The sequence below is a fragment of the Streptomyces sp. AK010 genome, assembly GCF_014207295.1.
Taxonomy (GTDB): domain Bacteria; phylum Actinomycetota; class Actinomycetes; order Streptomycetales; family Streptomycetaceae; genus Streptomyces; species Streptomyces massasporeus.
This window is the reverse complement of sequence record NZ_JACHCX010000006.1, coordinates 17830-34647: the sequence shown is the minus strand read 5'-3', so window position 1 is coordinate 34647 and position 16818 is coordinate 17830. Positions and strand designations below refer to the sequence as shown.

15 protein-coding genes and 1 pseudogene are annotated in these 16818 nt (G+C 73.4%); 11 read left to right on the top strand and 5 right to left on the bottom strand.

Features of this window, described 5'->3' with window-relative positions:
• The first annotated feature begins 72 nt into the window (after window positions 1–72).
• From allB to HDC93_RS13525, 5 genes are all read left to right on the top strand, one after another.
• A complete protein-coding gene (gene allB, locus HDC93_RS13545; RefSeq protein WP_185010500.1) occupies window positions 73–1413 on the top strand; it encodes an allantoinase AllB in 1341 nt (446 codons plus the stop codon).
• A 37-nt stretch (window positions 1414–1450) separates the two neighbouring features.
• Entirely contained in the window at window positions 1451–2566 is a 1116-nt protein-coding gene (gene alc / locus HDC93_RS13540; protein WP_185010499.1) for an allantoicase, read from the top strand.
• Between the two features lie 280 nt (window positions 2567–2846).
• Window positions 2847–3671, top strand: coding sequence for an AIM24 family protein (locus HDC93_RS13535; RefSeq protein WP_185010498.1), 825 nt, complete (start codon window positions 2847–2849; stop codon window positions 3669–3671).
• A gap of 89 nt (window positions 3672–3760) precedes the next feature.
• Complete coding sequence (locus HDC93_RS13530) at window positions 3761–4387, top strand: dihydrofolate reductase family protein (RefSeq protein ID WP_185010497.1); 627 nt, start codon at window positions 3761–3763, stop codon at window positions 4385–4387.
• Window positions 4388–4517: 130 nt separating this feature from the next.
• On the top strand, window positions 4518–4913 hold the full coding sequence (locus HDC93_RS13525; RefSeq protein ID WP_185010496.1) for a ribonuclease: 396 nt from the start codon (window positions 4518–4520) through the stop codon (window positions 4911–4913).
• Window positions 4914–4951: 38 nt separating this feature from the next.
• Here the strand turns inward: HDC93_RS13525 and HDC93_RS13520 are convergent, their stop codons facing one another.
• Window positions 4952–5143 carry a hypothetical protein gene (locus HDC93_RS13520; protein ID WP_185010495.1) on the bottom strand — a complete coding sequence of 64 codons (192 nt, stop codon included), beginning with the start codon at window positions 5141–5143 and terminating at the stop codon, window positions 4952–4954.
• On the opposite strand from HDC93_RS13520, the pseudogene HDC93_RS13515 reads away from it, so the two are divergent.
• Window positions 5097–5234: pseudogene (locus HDC93_RS13515) on the top strand (DNA-binding response regulator); the annotation flags it as partial. The gene HDC93_RS13520 and the pseudogene HDC93_RS13515 sit on opposite strands and share 47 nt — an antisense overlap.
• Window positions 5235–5249: 15 nt before the next feature.
• On the opposite strand, the gene HDC93_RS13510 reads toward HDC93_RS13515, so the two are convergent.
• The gene (locus tag HDC93_RS13510) at window positions 5250–6272 is read right to left on the bottom strand and encodes a Gfo/Idh/MocA family oxidoreductase (protein WP_185010494.1); all 1023 of its coding nucleotides are present in this window, start codon (window positions 6270–6272) and stop codon (window positions 5250–5252) included.
• Window positions 6273–6400: 128 nt separating this feature from the next.
• Between HDC93_RS13510 and HDC93_RS13505 the strand changes: the two genes are divergently transcribed.
• From HDC93_RS13505 to HDC93_RS13485, 5 genes are all read left to right on the top strand, one after another.
• The gene (locus HDC93_RS13505; protein WP_185011041.1) at window positions 6401–7138 is read left to right on the top strand and encodes a GntR family transcriptional regulator; all 738 of its coding nucleotides are present in this window, start codon (window positions 6401–6403) and stop codon (window positions 7136–7138) included.
• Window positions 7139–7261: 123 nt separating this feature from the next.
• Window positions 7262–8410, top strand: a complete 1149-nt coding sequence (locus tag HDC93_RS13500; RefSeq protein WP_097221728.1) for an ROK family glucokinase — start codon at window positions 7262–7264, stop codon at window positions 8408–8410.
• Complete coding sequence (locus tag HDC93_RS13495) at window positions 8407–8988, top strand: sugar kinase (protein ID WP_185010492.1); 582 nt, start codon at window positions 8407–8409, stop codon at window positions 8986–8988. Before HDC93_RS13500 ends, HDC93_RS13495 begins: the two co-directional genes overlap by 4 nt.
• Before the next feature lie 124 nt (window positions 8989–9112).
• On the top strand, window positions 9113–11968 hold the full coding sequence (locus tag HDC93_RS13490; RefSeq protein ID WP_185010490.1) for a DEAD/DEAH box helicase: 2856 nt from the start codon (window positions 9113–9115) through the stop codon (window positions 11966–11968).
• Between the two features lie 809 nt (window positions 11969–12777).
• A complete protein-coding gene (locus HDC93_RS13485) occupies window positions 12778–14682 on the top strand; it encodes an SWIM zinc finger family protein (RefSeq protein ID WP_260419564.1) in 1905 nt (634 codons plus the stop codon).
• Between the two features lie 119 nt (window positions 14683–14801).
• Here the strand turns inward: HDC93_RS13485 and HDC93_RS39645 are convergent, their stop codons facing one another.
• From HDC93_RS39645 to HDC93_RS37800, 3 genes are read right to left on the bottom strand one after another with little or no spacing between them, the layout of a single operon-like run.
• Complete coding sequence (locus tag HDC93_RS39645) at window positions 14802–15095, bottom strand: hypothetical protein (RefSeq protein ID WP_398985131.1); 294 nt, start codon at window positions 15093–15095, stop codon at window positions 14802–14804.
• Window positions 15032–15367, bottom strand: a complete 336-nt coding sequence (locus tag HDC93_RS39640; protein WP_221516673.1) for a hypothetical protein — start codon at window positions 15365–15367, stop codon at window positions 15032–15034. Before HDC93_RS39640 ends, HDC93_RS39645 begins: the two co-directional genes overlap by 64 nt.
• Entirely contained in the window at window positions 15346–15948 is a 603-nt protein-coding gene (locus HDC93_RS37800) for a hypothetical protein (RefSeq protein WP_221516672.1), read from the bottom strand. The genes HDC93_RS39640 and HDC93_RS37800 overlap by 22 nt, the downstream gene beginning before the upstream one ends.
• Window positions 15949–16818: the final 870 nt, after the last annotated feature.

Genomic DNA, 16818 nt, shown 5'->3' with positions numbered 1-16818 from the left:
GGCACGGAAGAGGGAGTGAAGACTTCTTCAACAGAAAGTTGAATTCCGTTACGCGGAAGTTAAGGGGTTCGGGTGTCCGACGCTGAACTGGTGCTGCGCTCGACGCGAGTCATCACCCCCGAAGGAACGCGGGCCGCGTCCGTCGCGGTGACCGACCACACGATCACGGCCGTCCTCCCGCACGACGCGCCCGTCCCCGAAGGCGCTCGCCTGGAGGACCTGGGCGACCACGTCCTGCTGCCCGGCCTGGTCGACACGCACGTGCACGTCAACGATCCCGGCCGCACCGAGTGGGAGGGTTTCTGGACCGCCACCCGCGCGGCGGCGGCCGGTGGCATCACGACCCTCGTCGACATGCCCCTCAACTCCCTCCCGCCGACCACGACGGTCCCGCACCTGCGCACCAAGCAGCAGGTCGCCGCCGACAAGGCACACATCGACGTCGGGTTCTGGGGCGGCGCCCTGCCCGACAACATCAAGGAACTCCGCCCGCTGCACGAGGCCGGCGTGTTCGGCTTCAAGGCGTTCCTGTCGCCGTCCGGCGTCGACGAGTTCCCGCACCTGGAGCGGGACGCCCTCGCCCGCACCATGGCCGAGATCGCCGCCTTCGACGGCTTGCTCATCGTGCACGCCGAGGACCCCCACCTGCTCGCCTCCGCCCCGCAGCAGCCGGGCCCGAAGTACGCCGACTTCCTCGCCTCCCGCCCCCGGGACGCCGAGGACACCGCCATCGCCCGGCTCATCCGCGAGGCGAAGGCCCTCCACGCGCGCGTGCACGTGCTCCACCTGTCCTCCAGCGACGCCCTGCCGATGATCGCCGAGGCGCGGGCGGAGGGCGTGCGCATCACCGTGGAGACCTGCCCCCACTACCTGACCCTCACCGCAGAGGAAGTCCCCGACGGCGCCAGCGAGTTCAAGTGCTGCCCGCCCATCCGCGAGGCCGCCAACCAGGACCTGCTCTGGCAGGCCCTCGCCGACGGCACCATCGACTGCATCGTCACCGACCACTCCCCGTCCACGGCCGACCTGAAGACCGACGACTTCGCGACGGCCTGGGGCGGCATCTCCGGCCTCCAGCTGAGCCTGTCCGCGGTGTGGACGGAGGCCCGCAGGCGCGGGCACGGCCTGGAGGACGTGGTGCGCTGGATGTCGGCGCGCACCTGCGAACTGGTCGGGCTCGACGACCGCAAGGGCGCCATCGCGGTGGGCCGCGACGCCGACTTCGCCGTCCTCGCCCCCGACGAGACCTTCACCGTCGACCCGGTGGCCCTCCAGCACCGCAACCACGTCACGGCGTACGCCGGCAAGACCCTGCACGGCGTCGTGAAGTCCACCTGGCTGCGCGGGCAGCGCGTCGTCGCGGACGGCGAGTTCACCGAACCGAAGGGGCGGCTCCTCACCCGGACCCACTGAATCCCATCCACGACCTCGAAAGGCAGACCTGATCATCGTGACGGCGATCCCCAGCTTCACCGGCGACGCGAACCCCTACGGAGGCGGCGACCCCTACGCGGACTACCGCACCGCCGACTTCCCCTTCACCCAGTACGCCGACCTCGCCGACCGGCGCCTCGGAGCCGGTGTCATCGCCGCCAACGACGAGTTCTTCGCCCAGCGCGAGAACCTGCTGGTGCCCGAGCCCGCCGAGTTCGACCCCGAGCACTTCGGCCACAAGGGCAAGATCATGGACGGCTGGGAGACCCGCCGCCGCCGGGGCGCCTGCGCCGACCGCCCCTGGCCGACCGAGGACGACCACGACTGGGCACTGGTCCGCCTCGGCGCCCCGGGCGTGATCCGCGGGATCGTCGTCGACACCGCCCACTTCCGCGGCAACTACCCGCAGGCCGTGTCCGTCGAGGGCACCTGCGTCCCCGGCTCACCGTCACCGGAGGAACTCCTCGGGGACGACGTGAAGTGGACGACCCTCGTCCCGCGCACCGCGGTCGGCGGCCACGCGGCGAACGGTTTCGCCGTCGCCGCCGAGCAGTGCTTCACGCACCTCCGGGTCAACCAGCACCCCGACGGCGGCATCGCCCGCCTGCGCGTCCACGGCGAGGTCGTCCCCGACCCCGTGTGGCTGGAGACGCTGGGCACCTTCGACGTCGTCGCCCTGGAGAACGGCGGCCGGGCCGAGGACGCCTCCAACCTCTTCTACTCGCCCGCCTCCAACACCATCCAGCCGGGCCGCTCCCGCAAGATGGACGACGGCTGGGAGACCCGCCGCCGGCGCGACCAGGGCCACGACTGGATCCGCTACCGGCTCGCCGCCCAGGCCCAGATCCGCGCCCTGGAGATCGACACCGCCTACCTCAAGGGCAACAGCGCCGGCTGGGCCTCGGTGTCCGTCAGGGACGGCGAGGACGGTGAGTGGCAGGAGATCCTGCCCCGCACCCGCCTCCAGCCCGACACCAACCACCGCTTCGTCCTGCCGGCCCCGGCCGTCGGCACGCACGCGCGCGTGGACATCTTCCCCGACGGCGGCATCTCCCGGCTCCGCCTGTTCGGCTCCCTGACCCCGGAGGGCGCGAGCCGCCTGGCGGCACGCCACCAGGAGCTCGGCGGCTGACCCGACCCGTGGGGCGGGCGCGTGCCGGAGGTTCCACGGTCCGGCACGAACCCGATGCGCCCCACCCTCGATGCGCCCCACCCTCGATGCGCCCCACCCTCGATGCGCCACACACCCGATCCGGCACCGACCCGATCCGGCACCGACCCGATCCGGCACCGACCCGATCCGGCACCGACCCGATCCGGCACCGACCCGATCCGGCACCCACCCGATCCGGCACCCACCCGATCCGGCGCACATGCGGAACCTTTCCCTCCGCCTCCCGCGTTCTCCGGTCGTGACCCTTCAGCAAGAGATCGTCGGCAACGCCATGCAGATGGCGGTCGTGAGCCTGCAGCCCGGTCAGACGGTGTACTGCGAGGCCGGAAAGTTCCTGTTCAAGACCACGAACGTGACCATGGAGACCCGCCTCGGCGGCCCGTCGGGCGGGGCCGGGCAGCAGTCGCAGCCCGGCGGCAGCGGCTCGGGCGGCATGGGCGGGCTGCTGCGCCAGGCCATGGGCACGGCCATGCAGGCCGGCCAGCGCGCCCTCGCGGGGGAGTCGCCGGCGTTCCAGTACTTCACCACCCAGGGCGGTGAAGGCACCGTCGGCTTCGCGGGCGTGCTCCCCGGGGAGATGCGCGCGCTGGAACTGGACGGCACGCGCGCGTGGTTCGCCGAGAAGGACGCCTTCGTGGCCGCGGAGTCCACCGTCGACTTCGGCATCGCCTTCCAGGGCGGCCGTACCGGCCGGAGCGGGGGTGAGGGCTTCGTCCTGGAGAAGTTCACCGGACGCGGCACGGTGATCATCGCCGGAGCCGGCAACTTCATCGACCTGAACCCCGCCGACTTCGGCGGCCGCGTCGAGGTCGACACGGGATGCGTCGTGGCCTTCGAGGAAGGCATCCGGTACGGCGTCCAGCGCGTCGGCGGCCTCAACCGCCAAGGCGTGATGAACGCGGTCTTCGGCGGCGAGGGGCTGTCCCTGGCCACCTTGGAGGGCAACGGCCGCGTGATCCTGCAGTCCCTCACCATCGAGAGCCTCGCGAACGCCCTGAGGAAGGCCCAGGGCGGCGACAAGCAGGGCCCGACGGGCGGGCTGTTCTCCACGAACGCCCAGTGAGCGGGCGTCCGGGCCGGTGATGAGTTGCGGGTGCCGGCGGGATCTGACGTGATGGCATCAGGCCCCGCACCAGGAAGCAGGCACCCGCCATGGGCAAGCTCGTCTCCACCCTCTTCGTCACCCTCGACGGCGTCTACCAGGCCCCCGGCGGGCCGCAGGAGGACACGCGCGGGGGCTTCAGCCACGGCGGCTGGAGCTTCCCGTACGCCGACGAGGACTTCGGCCGGTTCATCGGAGAGGTGTTCACCCGTCCGGGCGCCTTCCTGCTCGGCCGCCGTACGTACGACATCTTCGCCACCTACTGGCCCAAGGTGACCGACCCCGCGGACCCGGTCGCCGGCCCGCTCAACTCCCTGCCGAAGTACGTGCCTTCCTCGACCCTGACGGACCCGGGCTGGGCGGGCACGACCGTGCTTTCCGGCGACCTCGCCGAGGAGGTCACCGCCGTGAAGGAGTGCACCGACGGCGAGGTCCAGGTGCACGGCAGCGGCGCCCTCGTCCGGTCCCTGCTGGCGCTCGACCTCGTGGACACGCTGCACCTGCTGACCTTCCCGGTCGTGCTCGGCTCCGGGTTCCGGCTGTTCATGGAGGGCACCGTACCGACCGCGTTCGAGCACACCGGCGGGAGTGTCACCGGCGGGGGCGTCTCGATCCAGACCTACGACCTGAAGGGCCGCCCGGAGTACGGCGAGTTCGGCCTGCCGGAAGGCGCGTGAGGGCGACGCGGGGCTAGGCGTGAGGGTGCCACGGGGCCGGTGAACTTCCCGCGAACTCACGGAACTTCACAGGAAATTCTCCGGGCTTGTCATTGACATGCCAGCGTCTACGCGCGTCATCATGAGCGTCATGAATGTCCCCCCACGCGCCTCGCGGCTCGGCGCAGCAGCCGCCCTTCTGTCCGCTCTCCTCGTCGGCGGAACCGTCTCCGCCACCACGGCCGACGCCGCCCCCACAGCCGTCGGCGACATCTGCTACAGCAAGCTGCCGTCCCAGGCCCACGACACGCTCGACCTGATCGAGCAGGGCGGCCCCTACCCGTTCGACCAGGACGGCACCGTCTTCCAGAACCGCGAAGGCGTCCTGCCCAGCCAGTCCTCCGGCTACTACCACGAGTACACGGTCATCACCCCGGGCTCCTCCGACCGCGGTGCGCGGCGCATCGTCACCGGTGAGCAGAACCAGGAGGACTACTACACGGCCGACCACTACGAGTCGTTCGACCTGGTCGACTACGGCTGCTGAGCCCTGACGGGACCGCGGGCCGGACGTCCGTCGGCAGCTCAGACGGACTTCCGGCTCCCGGCCGCCGCGAACAGGGCCACGCCCAGCACGAGCAGCGCGACGCTCGCGTAGATCTCGTAGCCGTCGAGGAACCCCAGGCGCCGGACCAGGCCCCAGTTCCAGTCGGTGAACTCGTGCACCACTGGCCTCTTCACGAGCGTCGCCACCGTGAAGCCGTATGTCTCGTGCATCCTGGCCAAGCTCGACCTCAACAACCGGGTGCAGATCGCGCTGCTCGCCTACGACGCGGGGCTCCTGGAGGAGGAGCAGGAAGAGCACTGACGGCCGGATCCGCCGTCAGGCGACCACGGGCGGGGAACCGCCGGCGATCTCCGCGAGGTGCACCGGCCTGCGCTCCCGCCGCGACAGCTCGCACGCCTCGGCGATCCGCAGCGCCTGCAGCGCCTCGCGCCCGTCGCAGGGGTTGGCGCGCTCGCCCCGGACGACCTCGACGAACGCGTTCAGCTCCGCCTCGTAGGCAGGGCCGAACCGCTCCAGGAAACCCGTCCAGGGCTTGTCCGCGGCAGGTGGTCCCGTCGGCTCGGTGGACGCGATCGGCGTACGGTCGTCCAGGCCGACCACGATCTGGTCGCGCTCTCCGGCGAGCTCCATGCGCACGTCGTAGCCGGCCCCGTTCATCCGGGTCGCGGTGAGCGTGGCGAGTGTGCCGTCGTCCAGGGTGAGGAGCGCGGCGGCGGTGTCGACGTCGCCCGCCTCGCGGAACATCCGGGGACCGGCGTCGGACCCGGCCGCGTAGACGTCCGTGACCTCCCGGCCCGTCACCCAGCGCAGCACGTCGAAGTCGTGGATCAGCGTGTCCCGGTACAGCCCGCCGGACAGCGGCAGCCACGCGGCGTCCGGCGGCGCCTGGTCGCTGGTCAGGGCCCGCACGGTGTGCAGCCGCCCCAGCCGGCCGGACCGCACGGCCACGCGCGCACCCGTGTAGCCCGCGTCGAAGCGGCGCTGGAAGCCCATCTGGAGAACCGTCCCGGCCGCCTCGACCTCGGCGATCGCCGTCAGCGACCCCGGCAGATCCAGTGCGATGGGCTTCTCGCAGAACACCGGCAGGCCCGAGCGTGCTGCCCGACCGATCAGTTCGGCGTGGGCCGACGTCGCCGTCGTGATCACCACGGCGTCGACGCCCCAGCGGAAGATCTCCTCCACGCCGGGCGCGGCCGTCTCGCCCAGCCGGTGCGCCAGTTCCTGGGCCCGGGTGGCGTCCGTGTCCGTGAGGATCAGGGAGCCGACGTCACGATGCCGACTGAGCGTGTTCGCGTGGATGGTGCCGATGCGGCCCGTACCGATGACGCCGATGCGCATGGAAACAAAGTGCGTGCCCAGCTCGCCGCTGTCAATCTGTATGTCCGGACAATCTGACTACACGACTTCCCGTCAACAACGCGCGGAGCTACGCTCGGCCCGTGCCGAAACCAGAAGTGGACCCGACCGTGCAGCTCGAGCTGAGTGTGGACCGCAGCTCTCCCGTGCCGTTGTACTTCCAGCTGTCCCAGCAGCTGGAGGCCGCGATCGAGCACGGCACGCTGACCCCCGGCAGCCTGCTGGGCAACGAGATCGAGCTCGCGGCCCGGCTCGGCCTGTCCCGGCCGACCGTCCGCCAGGCGATCCAGTCGCTCGTCGACAAGGGCCTCCTCGTGCGCCGCCGCGGCGTGGGCACCCAGGTCGTGCACAGCCAGGTCAAACGCCCGCTGGAGCTCAGCAGCCTCTACGACGACCTGGAGGCGGCGGGTCAGCGCCCGGCCACCAAGGTCCTGGTCAACAAGCTCGTCCCCGCCTCCGCCGAGGTCGCCGCCGCACTCGGCGTAGCCGAGGACAGCGACGTCCACCGGGTCGAGCGCCTCCGTCTCGCCCACGGCGAGCCCATGGCCTACCTCTGCAACTTCCTGCCCCCCGGCCTCATCGACCTCGACACCGACCAGCTGGAGACGACCGGCCTCTACCGCCTGATGCGGTCGGCGGGCATCACCCTGCACAGCGCCCGCCAGTCGATCGGCGCCCGGGCGGCGACGACGGAAGAGGCGGAGCGGCTGGCGGAGGAGACGGGCGCGCCGCTGCTGACCATGCAACGCGTCACGTTCGACGACACGGGCCGCGCAGTGGAATACGGCACACACACGTACCGTCCGACGCGCTATTCCTTCGAATTCCAGTTGCTGGTACGCACCTGATTTCTCAGGGGCGCGGAGACTGGGCGAGCAACCAACCACTCACCGGCACCCGGCAACGATCCGCACCACCCCGCCCCTGCCCCGCTCCGCACACCACCCCGCCGTGAGGCAGAATCGGCGGCGATGAGCACCTACCGCGACTTCACCGCCCCCATCGGCTCCCGCCGTGCCACCGTGCTCCGCACCGTCGGCACCCGGGAGCGCCGCTCGCACCTGACGGCCCCCCGCGTGCCCACGGTCGGCATCGACATCGGCGGTACGAAGGTGATGGCGGGTGTCGTCGACGCCGACGGCAACATCCTGGAGATGCTCCGCACGGAGACCCCGGACAAGTCCAAGAGCCCCAAGGTCGTCGAGGACACCATCGCCGAGCTGGTCCTGGACCTCTCCGACCGGCACGACGTGCACGCCGTCGGCATCGGCGCGGCCGGCTGGGTGGACGCCGACCGCAACCGCGTGCTGTTCGCCCCCCACCTGTCCTGGCGCAACGAACCGCTGCGCGACCGCCTCTCGGGCCGGCTGTCCGTCCCGGTCCTCGTGGACAACGACGCCAACACCGCCGCCTGGGCCGAGTGGCGCTTCGGCGCCGGCCGCGGCGAGGACCACCTCGTCATGATCACCCTCGGCACCGGCATCGGCGGCGCGATCCTGGAGGACGGCCAGGTCAAGCGCGGCAAGTACGGCGTCGCCGGAGAGTTCGGCCACATGCAGGTCGTGCCCGGCGGCCACCGCTGCCCGTGCGGCAACCGCGGCTGCTGGGAGCAGTACAGCTCCGGAAACGCCCTGGTCCGCGAGGCCCGCGAGCTGGCCGCCGCCGACTCGCCGGTCGCGTACGGGATCATCGAGCACGTCAAGGGCAACATCGGCGACATCACCGGCCCGATGATCACCGAGCTGGCCCGCGACGGCGACGCCATGTGCATCGAACTGCTCCAGGACATCGGCCAGTGGCTCGGCGTCGGCATCGCCAACCTCGCCGCCGCCCTCGACCCCTCCTGCTTCGTGATCGGCGGCGGCGTCTCGGCCGCCGACGACCTGCTGATCGGCCCCGCCCGGGACGCCTTCAAACGGCACCTCACCGGCCGCGGCTACCGCCCCGAGGCCCGCATCGTCCGGGCCCAGCTCGGACCCGAGGCCGGCATGGTCGGCGCCGCCGACCTCGCGCGGCTGGTCGCCCGCCGCTTCCGCCGCGCCAAGCGCCGCCGCGTGGAGCGCTACGAGCGGTACGAGCGGTACACGCAGTCGCTGCGCAGTACCCAGGAGACGTCGTGACCGCCTCCCTGCCCCACCAGGGCCCCTGGCCCGACGAGCCGGACCGTCCGGCCGAGGACCGCCGCCACATGATCCGCCGCAGGTCCCTCACCCTGCTGATCATCGTGCTGCTCATCGGCATCCCGGCCGGCTACCTCGTGATCTCCGCGAACCAGAGCCGCGACAGCGGCAAGGACAAGGAGGCGAAGTACTCGGCGACCGGCCTGACCGAGGGCTGGCCCTCCAAGCTCCAGCGCCGGATCTACCAGGTGCCCGTCCCGCACCCGGCCTGGCACGTGGCGTACTACGAGACCAACAACTGGAAGACCAGCCGCCTCTACACCCAGTTCGAGACCAACGCGGCCGGTCTGGACGCCTACCTGACCGGCCTGGGCGTGACCCGCAAGGATCTGAAGCAGGGCCACATCACCATCGGCGCCCGCGACCGGAAGATCACCGGCTGGAAGTTCGCCACGAACGACTCCTGGTACGGCTTCGTCCACCGGCAGAAGAACCCGGCACCCACCCACGACGTGGTCGTGGACCTGTCCAACCCGGCGTACCCCTGGGTGTACGTCGTGGGGCGGACCGTGCCCTAGGGGGCGTGACACCGCCGAGATCCCTCGGAAGCCTCCGGGACCGCCGCCGGGGCCGATTGTCAGACCCCGCCCGTAGAGTCGGAGACAACTGATCCGACACGCGGGGCGGGAGGTGGCAGGACGTATGCGAGAGGCGGCTCAGGTGGCCGAGCGGGCGGGGGACGCGACGGTCCCGGTCCGGCTCCCCGCCGTCTTCCTGCCCGCGCCCCTCCCGCGCGAGGGCCGCATCGCCTTCTGGGACCCCGAGGGCGAGCCCCTGCCCCCAGGGGACTCGGAAGGCCCCGCGGACGCCGGGGACACCGAGCTGACCGTCGTACGGCGGCACGGCGCCGCCGGAGTCCGGCGGCGCACCACCCGCGCGCTGACCCTCCCGCTCGACGCGGCCCTGCCGCTCCTCGTCCGCGCCCGGCACGACCCCGCGGCCCACCCCGCCACGGCCTGCTGGGGCGCCGCCGCCCTGCACGCCCTGCGGCTGACCGCCCGCGGCCGGCTGCTGCCCGGCCTCACCGCCACGGGCCACGACGCCTGGCGGGCCGGCCCCCTCGACCCGGACGACATCACGCACCTGCGCGCGGTGGCCGCCGCCCTGCCCTACGAGGGACACGCCGTGCCGCTGCCCGGCCCCGGCCCGATCCTGCTGCCCGAACCGGAAGCCCTGGTGCGCGCCTTCCTCGACGCGGTCGCCGACACCCTGCCCCGCACCCCGGCCGCGCCCCACACCTCCGGCAGGCCCTTCGCCGCCCGCGAGGCCCAGCACCTGCCCACCGCCCACGACTGGGCCGCCGAGGTCGCCGCCGGCATGGACGCCGGCGTGCGGATCTCGCTCCGCCTGGACCTGTCGGCGTACGACCTGTTCGACACCTCCGGCGGTGCCCGCAGCGCCGGAGCCGCGATCGTCCAGGTGCACAGCCTCGCCGACCCCACCCTCGTCGCCGACGCGGCGGCCCTGTGGGCGGGCGCCGCCGCCGACGCCTTCGGGCCCCGCGCGCGCGTGGACGCCGCCCTCGCCGTGCGCCGCGCGGCCCGCGTCTGGCCCCCGCTCGACCGGCTCGCCGACCAGGACGTGCCCGACGTGCTGGCCCTGACCGAGGACGAACTGAGCGACCTGCTCGGCGTCGCGGCGACCCGGCTCGCCGCCGCCGGGGTCGCCGTGCACTGGCCGCGGGACCTCGCACAGGACCTGTCCGCCGCGGCGGTGGTCCGCCCCGCCCCCGGCTCGGCGACCGACGGCACCGGCTTCTTCGAGAGCGAGGACCTCCTCCAGTTCCGCTGGCAGCTGGCGCTCGGCGGCGACCCGCTCACCGACACCGAGATGGACGCCCTCGCCGAGGCCCACCGCCCGGTCGTCCGGCTGCGCGACCAGTGGGTGCTGGTCGACCCGGCGCTCGTCCGCAAGGCCCGCAAACGGGACCTGGGCCTCCTCGACCCGGTCGACGCGCTGTCCGTCGCCCTCACCGGCACCGCCGACGTCGACGGCGAGACGGTCGAAACCGTCCCCGTCGGTGCGCTGGCCGCCCTGCGCGACCGCCTGACCGCGGGGATCCGCCCGGCCGAACCACCCCTCGGCCTGCGGGCCACCCTCCGGGACTACCAGCTCCGGGGCCTGGCCTGGCTCGACCTGATGACCTCCCTCGGCCTCGGCGGCTGCCTCGCCGACGACATGGGCCTCGGTAAGACCGTCACCCTCATCGCCCTGCACCTGAAGCGGGCCCGCCGCGAACCGACCCTGGTCGTCTGCCCGGCCTCCCTGCTGGGCAACTGGCAGCGGGAGATCATGCGCTTCGCCCCCGGCGTCCCCGTCCGCCGCTTCCACGGCCCCGACCGCAGCCTCGACGACCTGGACGGCGGCTTCGTCCTCACCACCTACGGCACCATGCGCTCGGCGGCCCCCTCCCTGGCCGACCGCACCTGGGGCATGGTCGTCGCCGACGAGGCGCAGCACGTCAAGAACCCCTACTCGGCCACCGCCAAGGCGCTGCGCACGATCCCGGCCCCCGCGCGCGTGGCCCTGACCGGCACGCCCGTCGAGAACAACCTCTCGGAGCTGTGGGCGCTGCTCGACTGGACCACCCCGGGCCTGCTCGGCCCGCTGAAGTCCTTCCGCGCCCGGCACGCGCGCGCCGTGGAGAACGGCGAGGACGAGGAGGCGGTGGAGCGCCTGGCCCGGCTGGTCCGGCCCTTCCTGCTGCGCCGCAAGAAGTCCGACCCGGGCATCGTGCCCGAGCTGCCGCCCAAGACCGAGACCGATCATCCGGTGCCGCTCACCCGCGAACAGGCCGCGCTGTACGAGGCGGTCGTCCGCGAGTCGATGCTCGCCATCGAGACGGCCGAGGGCATGCCCCGCCGGGGCCTGGTGCTGAAGCTCCTCACCTCGCTGAAGCAGATCTGCAACCACCCCGCGCTGTTCCTCAAGGAGGAGCAGACCCCGGCCGCCGGCGACCGGCTCGCCGCCCGCTCCGGCAAGCTCGCCCTGCTGGACGAGCTGCTGGACACCTTGCTGGCCGAGGACGGGTCCGCCCTCGTCTTCACCCAGTACGTCGGGATGGCCCGCCTGATCACCTCCCACCTGGCCACCCGCGCCGTCCCGGTCGACCTCCTCCACGGCGGCACGCCCGTCCCCGAGCGGGAGCGCATGGTGGACCGCTTCCAGGCCGGTTCGACGCCGGTCCTGGTGCTGTCGCTCAAGGCGGCCGGCACCGGCCTCAACCTCACCCGGGCCGGCCATGTCGTGCACTTCGACCGCTGGTGGAACCCGGCCGTGGAGGAGCAGGCCACCGACCGCGCCTACCGCATCGGCCAGACCCAGCCGGTGCAGGTGCACCGCCTCATCACGGAGGGCACCATCGAGGACCGCATCGCCGAGATGCTCCAGTCCAAGCGCGCCCTGGCCGACGCGATCCTCGGCTCCGGCGAGTCCTCCCTCACGGAACTGACGGACCGGGAGCTGACCGACCTGGTGTCCCTGCGGAGGTCGTCATGACACCCCGCGAGGACCACGCACCCGTCCCCGGGGAGGACGCGACGAGCGCCCGCCCGGCCGACGAGGCCCGCCGCGCGCTGCGTGAGGCCCGCGAGCGGGCCGCTGCGGCCCAGGACCCCGACCCGGCACCGGCTGCCCGTCCGGAGCCTCCCCCGGCCGGGGGAGGCTCCGGACGGGCAGCCCCCGGTCCGGCCGACGCGGCCCGCGAGGCGCTGCGGAGGGCGGTGTCCGAGCTGCGGGGGAGCGGACGGGGGGACACCGGTGCCGTCGAGGCCGCCGGCTCCTCCGAAGGCGCCGACGCGCCGGGGAATGCCGGTGCGCCACCGGTCACCCGTGCCCCCGACGCCGCCGGAGCTTCCGAGGGCGGCGGTGGGCAGGAGGGCAGGACTGCCACCGGTGTGGACAGCGGGTCGGAGGGCGCGGACGCGTCCCACACCGCCGACGCGTCCCACATCGCCGGCAGGCCACACAATGCCGGTGAAACCGAGGACACCCTGGCGGCCGTGAAGCCGCAGCCGCAGCCGCAGCCGCAGGAATCCGGCGACCCGCGGACGAGCCCGGAGCAGACCACCCCGGCCGATGCGCCGCCCGCGCGCTCTGCCGACCCGGCGGGCACCGAGCCCCGTGCCGCGGACGTGGCGCGCGAGGCACTGCGCGCGGCTCGGGACGAAGCGCGGCGGGCCCGGGAGGCGACCGAGCGGGAAGGCGCCCGCCGCAGGCGCCGGGCCCGGCAGAGCGCCGTGGACGACAGGGCGGCGGCTGTGCGGCGGGCGGGCGCGGACACCCCCGGCAGGGGCGCGCGTGACGGTATGCAACTGCTGTCCGACGCCTTCCGGATGCCGGGCCTGTCGGACGCGGCCGCGGACGACCAGGAGCGAACGAGCAGCCAGGAGCGAACGAGCGGGCACGAGGCCCGGTCCGCTCGCATGACCGACCTGCTGCACGGCCCGGCCGTGCCTAACTCGGAAACGCCGCACAGCGGGCATGCCCTGGCCGCAACGAGCCCGGACGAGCCGGACAGCGCAGGGCGACCGGGGCTCCGGCCCGAGACCCCGCACACCCCGAACGCCGGGACCAGCGACCCGGACACCCGGGATCCGGCCCCCGCCCCGCACGGCAACGGCCGGGCCGACCATGACCCGGACCTCACTCCGCACGACGATGCCCCGCACGACGACGCCCTGCCCAAGGACCCACCCACCGACGCCCCACCCACCGACGCCCCGCCCAAGGACGCCCCACTCGCCGACACCCCGTCCACCGACACCGCCCAGGCGAAGCCTGCCCCGGCCTCGGTCGCGGCCCCGCCCCCCACCACCTCCACATCCACCCACAACCGACCCCGCCACCCCGCGCCTCCGAGCTCTCCACCCACCGGCCCTGCCCTACCCACCGACCCGGCCCCGCCCACGACCTCCGCGTCCCACACCCCCCGGTCGGCCCGATCCCCCCGCTCCATGGCCGCCCCGTCCCGCGACAACGAACTCCGCCGCACCTTCCCGCCCCTGCCACCCCGGGAGGGCGACCGCTTCGCCGAGAGCTGGTGGGGAAACGCCTGGGTCGGGGCGCTGGAGCAGGGCGCGCTGGACGTGAAGCGGCTGGAGCGCGGGCGGGGATACGCGGGGCAGGGGCATGTCGACGCCATCACGGTGACGCCCGGCCTCGTGCTGGCCTACGTCCAGGGCAGCCGCCCCCGCCCGTACCGCGTCCAGGTACGCCTGCGCACACTCGACGACACCGACTGGGACCGCTTCCTGGACGCCGCCGCCGACCGCCCGGGGCACATCGCGGCGCTGCTCGACAAGGAGATGCCCCAGTCGCTCGCGGAGTGCGGCGTTCCGCTGCTGCCCGGCCCCGGTGACCTGGAGCCCCGGTGCAGCTGCCCCGACCGCGGTCACCCCTGCAAGCACGAGGCCGCCCTCTGCTACCAGACCGCCCGGCTGCTCGACGCCGACCCCTTCGTCCTGCTCCTGCTGCGCGGCCGGGGCGAGCGGGACCTGCTCGACGCGCTGTCGCGGCTGAACGCCACCCGCGCGGCGCGCGCCGCGCAGGACAGGGGCCCGGCGCCCCTGCCCGGCGTGCGGGCGACGGAGGTGCTCGCCTCGCGCGCCCTCGCACCCCTCCCCGCTCCACTGCCTCCGCCCGCCCATCCCCAGCAGCCCCCGGCCTACCCGGCGGCCCCCGGCGGCCCGGACCCCTTCGCGCTGGACCAGCTGGCCACGGACGCCGCCGCCCGCGCCCACGCCCTGCTGGTCACCGGCCGTGACCCGGTGGGACAGCTGACCTTCTGGCAGGACGCGGTCCGCCTGGCCGCCGCCCGACCCGGGGCGGGGCTCACCGCCGGCACCCGGGCGGTGTACGCGTCCCTCGCCGCCGCGGCGGGCCGTACCCCGTCCGAGCTGGCCCGCGCGGTCGCAGCCTGGCGCCAGGGCGGACCGGAGGGCCTCGCCGTACTGGAGGAGCCATGGGACCCGCCGGCCGGGCGGTTCGACCGGGCCCGCCCCCTCCTGCTCGCCGCCGACCTGCCCGCCTTCCGGCCCCGGCGCAACCACCTCACCCACCCCCAGGGCCACGTCCAGCTCCGCCTCGGCCGTGACGGCCTCTGGTACGCGTACGAGTCCGAGCCGGGCCACGACGACTGGTGGCCCAGAGGCACCCCCGACCTGGACCCGGTCGGCGCCCTCACCGGACTCGGACTGCCGGGCGACCCCTGACGGAGCCCCGGGCGCACCTCGCGGCATATGCGTGAAGGCGGTATGAGAGTTCCCCGGTGACACCCGGGAGCCGGGTGTCAGGATGCGGGGACCCGCGTCGGCGGTGCCGGACCCGGCGGTTAGCGTGGAGCGGTGAGTGAGACCACGACCCCTGCCCTCCAGTACCGCTTCGACGGCCCGGAAGACGCCCCCGTCCTCATCCTCGGGGCCTCGCTCGGCACGACGTCGCAGATCACGTGGACCGCCAGGCCTGGATCAGTCTGGCGGTCGATCTCGTCAAGGAAGTCGCGGAAGTCAACCGCCCGGTGCTGCGCGGACAGCTTCCCGATCACCTTGCCGGTGGCGGTGTTCAGGGCGGCGAACAAATCCACCGTGCCGTGCCGGACGAGGACGGCCTCCTCGGTCGTTGCCACGGCCTCGGCGCTTCTGCCGACCTCACTCGGACGGTGCCGAGGTCGTTGAGCGAGGAGCGGAGACAGTCCAGATACGTGCCCGGATCGGCCTCGGCGAGGCGGCGGTGGATGGCGACGGCCGAACGCAGTGAGACCAGCGCCGTCTGCGGGCTGCCGAGGTCCGCGTGCAGGGTGCCTAAGTTGATGAGCCAGGTGGCGATGTTCGCCAGCTGAGCTTCTCGGAGCGCGGAGTCGAACCGGCGAGAGATTCCTACTGCGGTATCCAGCGACACCAGCGCTTCCGCGTGTCGACCCAGTTCCCATGGTTGCCGTATCCGCCGCCGGCAGTCGCCGAGCGCCGTGCGCAGCCCGGAGATGAGGGGGCGTACGTGGTCGGATCCACGTGTATGTAAGCCTCCGCCCAGGCGAGCCCGCCTTCCAGCGGGCCGAGCGCGTCCGCCCAGCGCTCGTCGTCCGCCAGGTAACGGCCCATCTGGTCGAGGACCCGTGCGAGGTCGAAGGCGTACCGCACCGGGTCGGTCTTCCACGCGGCCTCGTACTGCCTGACGGCGCCAGCAGCCGCCCCGTGGCGTTCCTGCCGAAGGCCGGCCGCGTTCAGGCAGACGGCCAGGATCGACAGGCACCGGCCGAGGTCGGCCCGGTGAAGTTCGGGCGCTTCTGCGTGGCGGAGTTGCATGAGCTGGACGGCTTCCGCGGCGGCGGGCAGTGCCTGGGGCGGCGGGTCCGCGAAAAGGCGGAGGAGGGCGAGGTTGGAGAGAGACTTCGAGAGTTCGGCGGAGTGGGCGGCTGGGTTGCCCCGGGCGAGGCGGCGCCAGACGGCGATGGATTCGGCTGTCGTGTCTGTCCCCTCCATCAGCTGTCCCGCCTCGGCCAGGTCTGCGCCGAGGGCCTGCAGGGCGTGTGCAAGACCCGCGTCGTGGGCGGTGGGGTCGGCCCGGGCCAGGGTGCATGCTTTCCACCGCTTGCTGCCAGCACGCCAGAGCCTCCGCCCTCCGTCCCTCCCTGGCCAACTGCGCGGAAAGGGTGAGGAGGGAGGCGGCGAGGGGCTCGTGCCCCGCCGCGTCCTGTTCGGCAAGTGAAAGCCGGAGGGAAAGTGCCTCGCGGGAGACTACGACGGACTCGGCCTGAAGTCCTTGGTGGGAGAGCTGGCGGCCGTGAGCGTGTAGGGCGTCGGCCAGTCCCGGCTCGTGGGCGGGGGCGGCGGCGGAGAGCTGGCGCCAGGCCGTCGCCGCGCGTTCGCCAACCTCCAGGGCGTCCTGATGCCGGCCGGCCTCCGCAAGCCGCACGGCGAGGCCCGCGAGGATACCGGCGTAGAGAGGCTCATGCCGGGCACGCTCGGCTTCGGCGAGGGGCTGGGCGAGGGCAGCGGCCTCCTCGGTGGCCCGCAGGGCCTCGGCCGGGCGCCCATTGTGGTGGAGGCAGTCGCCGAGTCGGCCCAAGGCAGCAGCGAGCACCGGGACGTCGTCATCGAGCTCCCACGCGGCGGTCACGCCCCGCCGGGCGACCTCCAGGGCCTCGGCGTCGAGCACGTCGCGCACTCTGGGCGACCGGCTGCCGCCCAGGTCGGCGATGACCTCGGACTGGTCGTCGAGCGCGGCCTGCCCCTCCAGCCCGTCGGCGGTGGACACCTCGTCGAGGAGGTCCGAGAGTTCGGCGATCGCCTCCTCGAGGCCCTCCGCGATGGCCGCGAAGTGCCGCCCGTCACCGGCGATCAGCGCCGGAT